General features: G+C 43.2%; 8 protein-coding genes and 1 pseudogene. All 9 read right to left on the bottom strand.

The window, feature by feature from the left end; genetic code table 11:
* Positions 1–824: pseudogene (locus ACFVSH_RS20655) on the bottom strand (hypothetical protein); the annotation flags it as partial.
* A gap of 178 nt (positions 825–1002) precedes the next feature.
* Positions 1003–1965, bottom strand: coding sequence for a PhoH family protein (locus ACFVSH_RS20650; RefSeq protein WP_387598040.1), 963 nt, complete (start codon positions 1963–1965; stop codon positions 1003–1005).
* Positions 1966–1968: 3 nt separating this feature from the next.
* Positions 1969–3156, bottom strand: a complete 1188-nt coding sequence (gene yqfD / locus ACFVSH_RS20645) for a sporulation protein YqfD (RefSeq protein WP_260284729.1) — start codon at positions 3154–3156, stop codon at positions 1969–1971.
* Between the two features lie 15 nt (positions 3157–3171).
* The gene (gene yqfC, locus ACFVSH_RS20640) at positions 3172–3456 is read right to left on the bottom strand and encodes a sporulation protein YqfC (RefSeq protein WP_387598044.1); all 285 of its coding nucleotides are present in this window, start codon (positions 3454–3456) and stop codon (positions 3172–3174) included.
* 127 nt (positions 3457–3583) lie between these two features.
* Complete coding sequence (locus ACFVSH_RS20635) at positions 3584–4087, bottom strand: hypothetical protein (protein WP_387598046.1); 504 nt, start codon at positions 4085–4087, stop codon at positions 3584–3586.
* Between the two features lie 22 nt (positions 4088–4109).
* Positions 4110–5099 carry a flotillin-like protein FloA gene (gene floA, locus ACFVSH_RS20630; protein WP_387598227.1) on the bottom strand — a complete coding sequence of 330 codons (990 nt, stop codon included), beginning with the start codon at positions 5097–5099 and terminating at the stop codon, positions 4110–4112.
* Between the two features lie 50 nt (positions 5100–5149).
* A complete protein-coding gene (locus tag ACFVSH_RS20625) occupies positions 5150–6469 on the bottom strand; it encodes an NfeD family protein (protein ID WP_387707576.1) in 1320 nt (439 codons plus the stop codon).
* Positions 6470–6775: 306 nt separating this feature from the next.
* Positions 6776–7219, bottom strand: coding sequence for a GatB/YqeY domain-containing protein (locus tag ACFVSH_RS20620; RefSeq protein ID WP_192205606.1), 444 nt, complete (start codon positions 7217–7219; stop codon positions 6776–6778).
* A gap of 14 nt (positions 7220–7233) precedes the next feature.
* Positions 7234–7407 (bottom strand): 30S ribosomal protein S21, encoded by a 174-nt coding sequence (gene rpsU, locus ACFVSH_RS20615; RefSeq protein ID WP_028391853.1) that lies wholly within the window; start codon positions 7405–7407, stop codon positions 7234–7236.
* Positions 7408–7478 lie beyond the last annotated feature (71 nt).

The following is a 7478-nucleotide window of genomic DNA, read 5'->3' as shown; positions in this document are numbered from 1 at the left end:
GATTCAAGCTGCCTATATACATCCCTGTCCACTAATTGATTTTCTTCAACGATGATCTGACCTTGAAGGATCCTGATCGGCTCCACGCTTTCAACCGCTTTCCTTCGCTGTTCCTCGGTTTTATCCTTATCAAAAAATACATTCTGAATGATTGCCGTACGTGCAAGGGAAGTGGAGGCTTTTTTCATATCGCCACTAATGCTCATATAATCCAATTCCTCTACAACCTTTTTCTTGGCATTTTCGACATCACTTGCAGCGATCCGCGAGCTCATCACATTATTCACGGCTGTAATGGTTGAATCCTTCGCTATTTTCAACTCATCTTCATCCGCCTGAACTAATGCCAGGAATACGGATTCCTCGATATTTCTATTCACTTCATCGGTCAATTTTTCTTTTAATATGGAAACTTTTTGAGCATCCGTCTTTACGGTCTCTTTTTTATTGTCTTTTCCCTCCTCTTCTTTATGGTCTTTATCGGGGTCCGTTTCTTTATTGACCTCTATTGCTGAATCGAAAATGGATGAAATCAGATCGACTTTATTTTTGGCATATTCCTTTTTTAAAGAATAAACATCCGCCACCTGTTTTGAAATCTCTTCTTTTTCCTGTTCCGTCTTATAGGTATCTTCCACAGTCTTGGTTGAACGGATTGTTTGTTCCGCAGGCTTAAAAAGCTCTACCTGGACCCTTTCCGGCTTAACATTGGAGAACATTAACGCATACGCAAATAAACCAAGTATGATGAACAGAAGCACTTGAAAAAAGCGATGGACCAACAGCCCTTTTATTTGAGTGAAAAATTTCTGGATACGATTCAAGGAAGGTCCTCCTAAAAAAATGATGTTTATTATTCTAGATATGTAAAATCATAACAGTTTTCATGTGAATTTTCACCTTCGTATTGATAAATGTAGCTTCTTATCCACTTTTTCCCCATAAAGTTTGTCATTTAGACACATCACGAAAAATCCGCCGATTGAAATGGCGGATTTTTTCTTATGACTTCGCCTGCTCGTAAGCAGTAATGATTTTGGCGACAAGCGGATGCCTTACTACATCACTTTGTTCAAAATAAACAAAGGAAAGGCCTTTAACATTCTTCAAGATCTCTTCTACCCGGACTAGACCTGACTTCATGCCTTTCGGAAGGTCAATCTGGGTCCGATCTCCCGTAATGACCATTTTCGACCCGAAACCAAGCCGGGTCAAGAACATCTTCATTTGGGCTTCCGTCGTGTTCTGGGCTTCATCCAATATGACAAAGGCATCTTCAAGCGTACGGCCCCTCATATAAGCCAGAGGAGCTATTTCGATCGTTCCGCGCTCTATCATCCTTTGCGTCTGTTCCATCCCTAGGAGGTCATGGAGAGCGTCATACAGCGGCCGTAGATAAGGATCTACCTTTTCCTTCAGATCACCAGGCAGAAAGCCAAGGCTTTCCCCCGCTTCGACGGCAGGCCGTGTCAGGATGATCCGTTTAACATGTCCATTTTTCAATGCGTTGATGGCCATCACTACAGCAAGGTAGGTCTTCCCGGTTCCGGCAGGCCCAATTCCAAATACAAGATCCTGTTTCTTTATAGCCTGAATATAGTATCTTTGCCCGATTGTTTTGACTTTAATGGATTTCCCCTTAGCCGTTTTAGCGATTTCCTCATCATATAATTCACCGAAGTACTCCAATGTGCCTTTTCTTGCCATTTCAATTGCATAAAGCACATCCCTGGAACTGATTGCGGTTCCTTTTCTCACCACTGTCAATAATGCATTGAGGATTTCCTCCCCCATCGTTACCCGCTCGATATCCCCGGCAACACTCACCGCTTCACCTCGGGTTATGACGGAAATGCCAAGCTCCTCTTCAAGCACTTTTACATTTGAATCTCCATTGCCCAATAATGCGATCGCTTCATTGGGTGATTTTATTTCGAGCTTAATTACTTTCACATCATCTGCCATTCGTTAGTCTCCTTGAATGATTGGCTGTCCAATCGCTATATCTTCAATAACTTGGTAATGTATAGATAATTTAACTTTACCATTCTCCATGCTTTCGTGCAAAATTTTTTCCTCGATGATTTCATCTTCCTCTTCCAAATGCTTTTTCAATTCTGCTTTAGCCATTTTCCGGCCTTCCTTCACCGCTTCTTCCTCGGTATAACTTCGTACAATATCTTCCTTGCTCCTCAAGGTCACTTGTTTATAGGAAATGGGTAGTTCCCATTGAAGAAAGTGAAAAGGCCTCACTGTCGTTTCTTTTTCCTGTTTTTCATATCCCGGATCCTTGAAACCCCATACCGGAAGGGAAAAGCCCCCGATTTTCAAAAAGTGCCTGCTCGTTTCATCTCCGTTAAAAACAGAAAACTTGGTTTTTAACGGAACTTCCACTTTCGCTTTATACCACGTTTTCCCTTTTATTACTCCCTGTGCCGATACAATCTCCTGTTTATCCTCTTTTCCAATCAATCCTGAAACAAGAAGCTGTCCTTTTCCTACATAATCATTCACATTAACAATAGATTGTCCCTTTTCAACGAACATATCAGCGATGATCGCTTTTTTTGAAGCAACCAAATTTTGTGGAGATGTTTTCTCGACCTCTTTAGGCTGCCGTTTTTCTACTACCCGAAAATGGTATGTCGTTCCCTTTAGCTCTACCCCTACCCATGTCAATGCCCCAATCCGGTCCGACAGCTTACGCTGAATCGTATCCACATCATCAACAAAGAATTGCACTTTCCCGATCTTCACGCCCATCTTGTCCAATTCTTTCCGGATCGCATGCTCGGTTGCCGGTTTGGCATCTTGAACCTCGATGCCCCAAACCATATTGGAAAGTACAAATATACAGAGCAGGAAAGCGATCATCCCCGCTAAAAACCCACTGTTTTTCATGACTCTCTTCATCAGGAAAGGGAACCCCTTTCCCTGCATGAACTTCACTTTACAATCGCTCTTACGCATGACCTGACGGAGTTTGGGGATATCCCTGATATCCAGATGGAAAATCAGGGCTTCACTTCCGACACGCTTCACATCCCAGATATGAAGCCCCCTTCTCGTCAGCATATTAATCAGCCGTTCTGCACCTTTGCCATAAGCCTTCACCTTTACATAGCCTGTATAATAGTTTGTCCATTGGTTTTTCATGGAGACCTCCCGGGATCATTCATTAATAAAATAGACCTTATCGATTTTGCCTTCGAGCATGATTTCTTCCGGCAAAATCGTCTTTATGACAAAGGCATTTCCCTTTATCAGCAACTGCCCGTTTTTCAGCATCAATCGCACTTCACTGTCTGAAAAAGCCAATAAGCCACGATGGTTTTCAATATAAATATGTAATTGTCCGATCATTGTAATTCGCGGCAGGTCCATCATGACATCTTGCGGAAGGTCCATTGTTTTGGTCATAAGCTGTTTCACTTTTTTTCCCCAATTGCGTGCCATAAAAAAGAACCCCCTTTCATCTCAATGTATGAAATGAAAGAGGGTTCTAGCACAAAATTATAAGTGATGAAAGTCTATTTTTTCATGCTCATTTAATGACGGGCTTAAAAAAGCCCGTGGTTCCGAATCACCTTCTGGACCTCTGAAGACTTCTCTTCGCCCTTGGCGGTCCCAGCACTTCTGACATGATGATGCCATCAATCAGCTGCTTTTTACCAAAAGAAGGCCCTTTGCGATAGACCGGACTGTCATTATCTGAAATCGTTGATGTGATTTGGTCCGCCTTCGCTTTTTGATATAAACGTTGCTGATCGTACTTCTGTTGAAGCCTTCTAAGCTCCGCAATCCTTTTGTTCGCCTCATTCGTCGTCTCATCGATCACTTCAACAGCCTGAGCTGCCTGCTGTTCGACTTTCCTTACGGGAGCAGGCGCAGGGCTTTGCTGCGGATTCTCCCGCTGCATTTCACCTTGAAGCTCCCGCATGACCTCCTGCCATTTCTTTTTCGGAGGCTTGTTAGGATCATCATATTGCTGAGGCTGCTTTTTCTTTCCTAACATGGACGTTAAAATACCGATCAAGACAATGATAAGGAATGGGTTCTTGAGAAAGAAATCAATAAAATCTCCCATTTAAAGACCTTCCTTCCCTGACCTAAATATTATTATTGTTATTGTTGTTATCTTTCGGATTGTCTGATATTTTACTGATGGAATCGCGCATATCCGTATCGGCCGTGATATTTTGGATATTCATATAATCCATCACTCCAAGGTTTCCGCTTTTCAGTGCATCGGCCATGGCCAATGGAACTTCCGCTTCGGATTGAACAACCTTCGCTCTCATTTCCTGAACACGGGCAACCATTTCCTGTTCAAGCGCAACAGCCATCGCACGGCGTTCTTCGGCCTTTGCCTGGGCTATTTTCTTATCGGCTTCGGCTTGGTCCGTCTGTAATATGGCCCCGATATTTTTTCCGATATCCACTTCAGCGATATCAATGGAAAGGATCTCGAATGCCGTTCCTGAATCCAGCCCTTTCGATAATACCGTTCTTGAGATCAAATCGGGGTTCTCAAGTACATCCGTATGCATTTTCGAAGCACCGATCGTCGATACGATCCCTTCACCTACACGGGCAATGATCGTCTCTTCACCGGCACCACCGACAAGGCGTTCAATATTGGCCCGGACCGTTATCCTTGCCTTCGCTTTCACTTCAATACCATTCATCGCCACACCAGAGATGAACGGAGTTTCGATCACTTTCGGGTTAACGCTCATTTGAACGGCTTCCAGTACATCACGTCCTGCAAGGTCAATGGCTGCACCCCGTTCGAAAGGAAGCACGATATTGGCACGTTCTGCAGCAATTAATGCATTCACCACTCGATCGACATTACCGCCTGCAAGGTAATGGCTTTCCAATTGATTCGTTGAAACATTGATTCCAGCCTTATGGGCCTTGATAAGCGGGTTGACGACCCTGCTTGGTATAACACGGCGAAGCCTCATCCCTACTAATGTAAATATACTGATTTTGACTCCTGCCGCTAAAGCGGAAATCCACAGCATTACTGGTACGAATGTGAAAAACACTGCCAATACGATGATGGCAGCAATCACTGCCAGTACAATAAATATCGTTCCTGAAGTTATCACTTAATGATTCATCCTTCCTGTATCTTTTAATTTTAATTTGAATCCGGAATTTCCCGGACGACTACCCTTGATCCTTCAACTTTAACGATGATGATTGACGAACCTTTGGAAATAAAGCTTCCTTCGGTCACGACATCCACTCTTTCTTCTTTGACCAAAGCTGTTCCTGAAGGCCTCAAATCTGTAAGGGCCTTCCCTTCTACACCTAATAAATCCAAACGGTTCGGATTGCTGACATATCCTTGTTCCGTTTTTGTTGCATCGGTTAATATCATTTTCCTGAAAAATTTCATCTGTTTTCCAAACACCTTTACAAGTAGGATGAATACCAAAATGGATACGGTGACCGCAATTAGCAAGGATATCGTCATATGGACCGGATCACCTGTTGCGAGGAATAAACTCCCCACTATCGCGGTAAATCCGAGCAGCCCGATAATCCCACCTGGGATAAAAAATTCAATTAGTACGAGAATGACCCCGATGATGAACATCGCCAACGATTCGTATCCGGTGATACCGGCGACAAGATGACCATAGAAAAATAAGACAAGACTGGTGATCCCAACGACCCCCGGAATTCCAAAACCGGGTGAAAACAATTCGATCACAATCCCGATTCCCGCTATCGTTAACAAAATGGGAACGACGATCGGGTTGGTCAAAAAGCGGGCAAGTTTCTCAGGAAAGCTTTCTTCGATTGAACGAATATCAGCATCCTCGACTCCAAGTATTCTATACAGCTCCGCTTTCCCAGAGACGGTGCCTTCACTATATCCAGCCTTTTTTGCCTGTTCAGCTGTAAATGTCAGCAACTTCCCTTTTTCTGCACCATATTCGGGCAGATCGATGTCAACATCCGCCATCGCCTGGGCGTATATGGGATCACGTCCATTTTGATCTGCAGCAGTCTTCATGGCAGCTAACCAATAAGACTGCGCTTTCTTACCTGCAGCATTCCCCGTTGAATCTATCACAGCCGCAGATCCCATGGTGGCGCTCGGAACCATATAGATCTCATCTGCACTTAGAGAAATGTATGCCCCTGCAGATAACGCCCTGTTATTGACATAGGCAACTGTCTTGATTGGTGAATCCGACAGTAACTTTGCAATTTCCCCCGCTGCATCCACAGCACCTCCAGGGGTATTCACCTCGAAAACGACAAGATCTGCATCAGCTGCCTCAGCAGTTGTCAGCGCGCGCTCCAAAAAGGCCGAGAGTCCCTTTTCCACCGTTTCTTCAATTGGAACATGGTAAACGATCTTCTCGTTTGCAGATGCCGTCGCCCCCCAAAAAGAAGACATGGTGAACAGCAATCCAAATAAGAGTACAGATAAATAACGCCAAATTTTCAACGGAACGCCCCCTTTCCCGTATTAAACGCGGTAAGTGCCTCCATCGTTCAGGAGGAACACCTACCAGTAAATTCAGCACGCAACTAAAATTCGAATAAGGAGCAAATGAAGCGACCCTTTACTCTGTTCTTTAGTTATTACGTATGTATATGAAAAAGGTTTCAAAAAAAAGCAAATAAAATTAAAAGTGACCCCATTTTCTTGGGCTGCGTCTCAATAATATACGCTAAAAATTCATGAAATACACAAAAACCACAGGCAATTTGCCTGCGGTTAGGTTTCGAGTTTTAAGTTTAGAGTTTAAGATAGATGTTGTTGTACTAATTTGTTTACTAGAGAACCATCCGCTTTACCTTTAACTTTAGGCATTAAAGCTCCCATAACTCGCCCCATATCTGCTTTGGATGTTGCTTTGACTTCTTCAATCGTTTGTTTAACGATTTTAGAAATGTCTTCTTCTGAAAGTTGCTCAGGCATATATGCCTCTACGTATACTAGTTCGGTGCGGACTTTATCCACGAGATCTGAACGACCTGCGTTTTCAAACTCCTGGAGGGAGTCTTTGCGTTGTTTTAATTCGCGAGAGAGCACTGTCAATTCTTCATCATCTGTTAAATCTTGTCTCTGCTTCATGGCTTCGTTTTGAATAGAAGCTTTCAGCATCCGAATAACAGATAGTTTGTCCTTTTCCTTGTTCTTCATCGCTTGTTTCATATCATTATTTAAACGCTCGAGAAGACTCATCTTTCCACCCTCTCTTAGAATTTACGTTTTCTTGCAGCTTCAGACTTTTTCTTACGTTTTACGCTTGGTTTTTCATAAAATTCACGCTTCCTAGCTTCCTGAAGCGATCCTGCTTTAGATACAGTACGTTTGAAACGACGAAGAGCATCTTCAAGCGATTCGTTTTTACGAACGACGGTTTTAGACATCTCTTTCCCTCCCTCCGAAAACAACACACTAACTCAAGTTGTCAACATGTTATACATGTACTAAACAATTA

This window comes from Peribacillus sp. NPDC058002, from assembly GCF_042886655.1.
GTDB classification, from domain to species: domain Bacteria; phylum Bacillota; class Bacilli; order Bacillales; family DSM-1321; genus Peribacillus; species Peribacillus aracenensis.
Note: the sequence above shows the minus strand (reverse complement) of the source record. Positions and strands in the feature narration are given on the sequence as shown.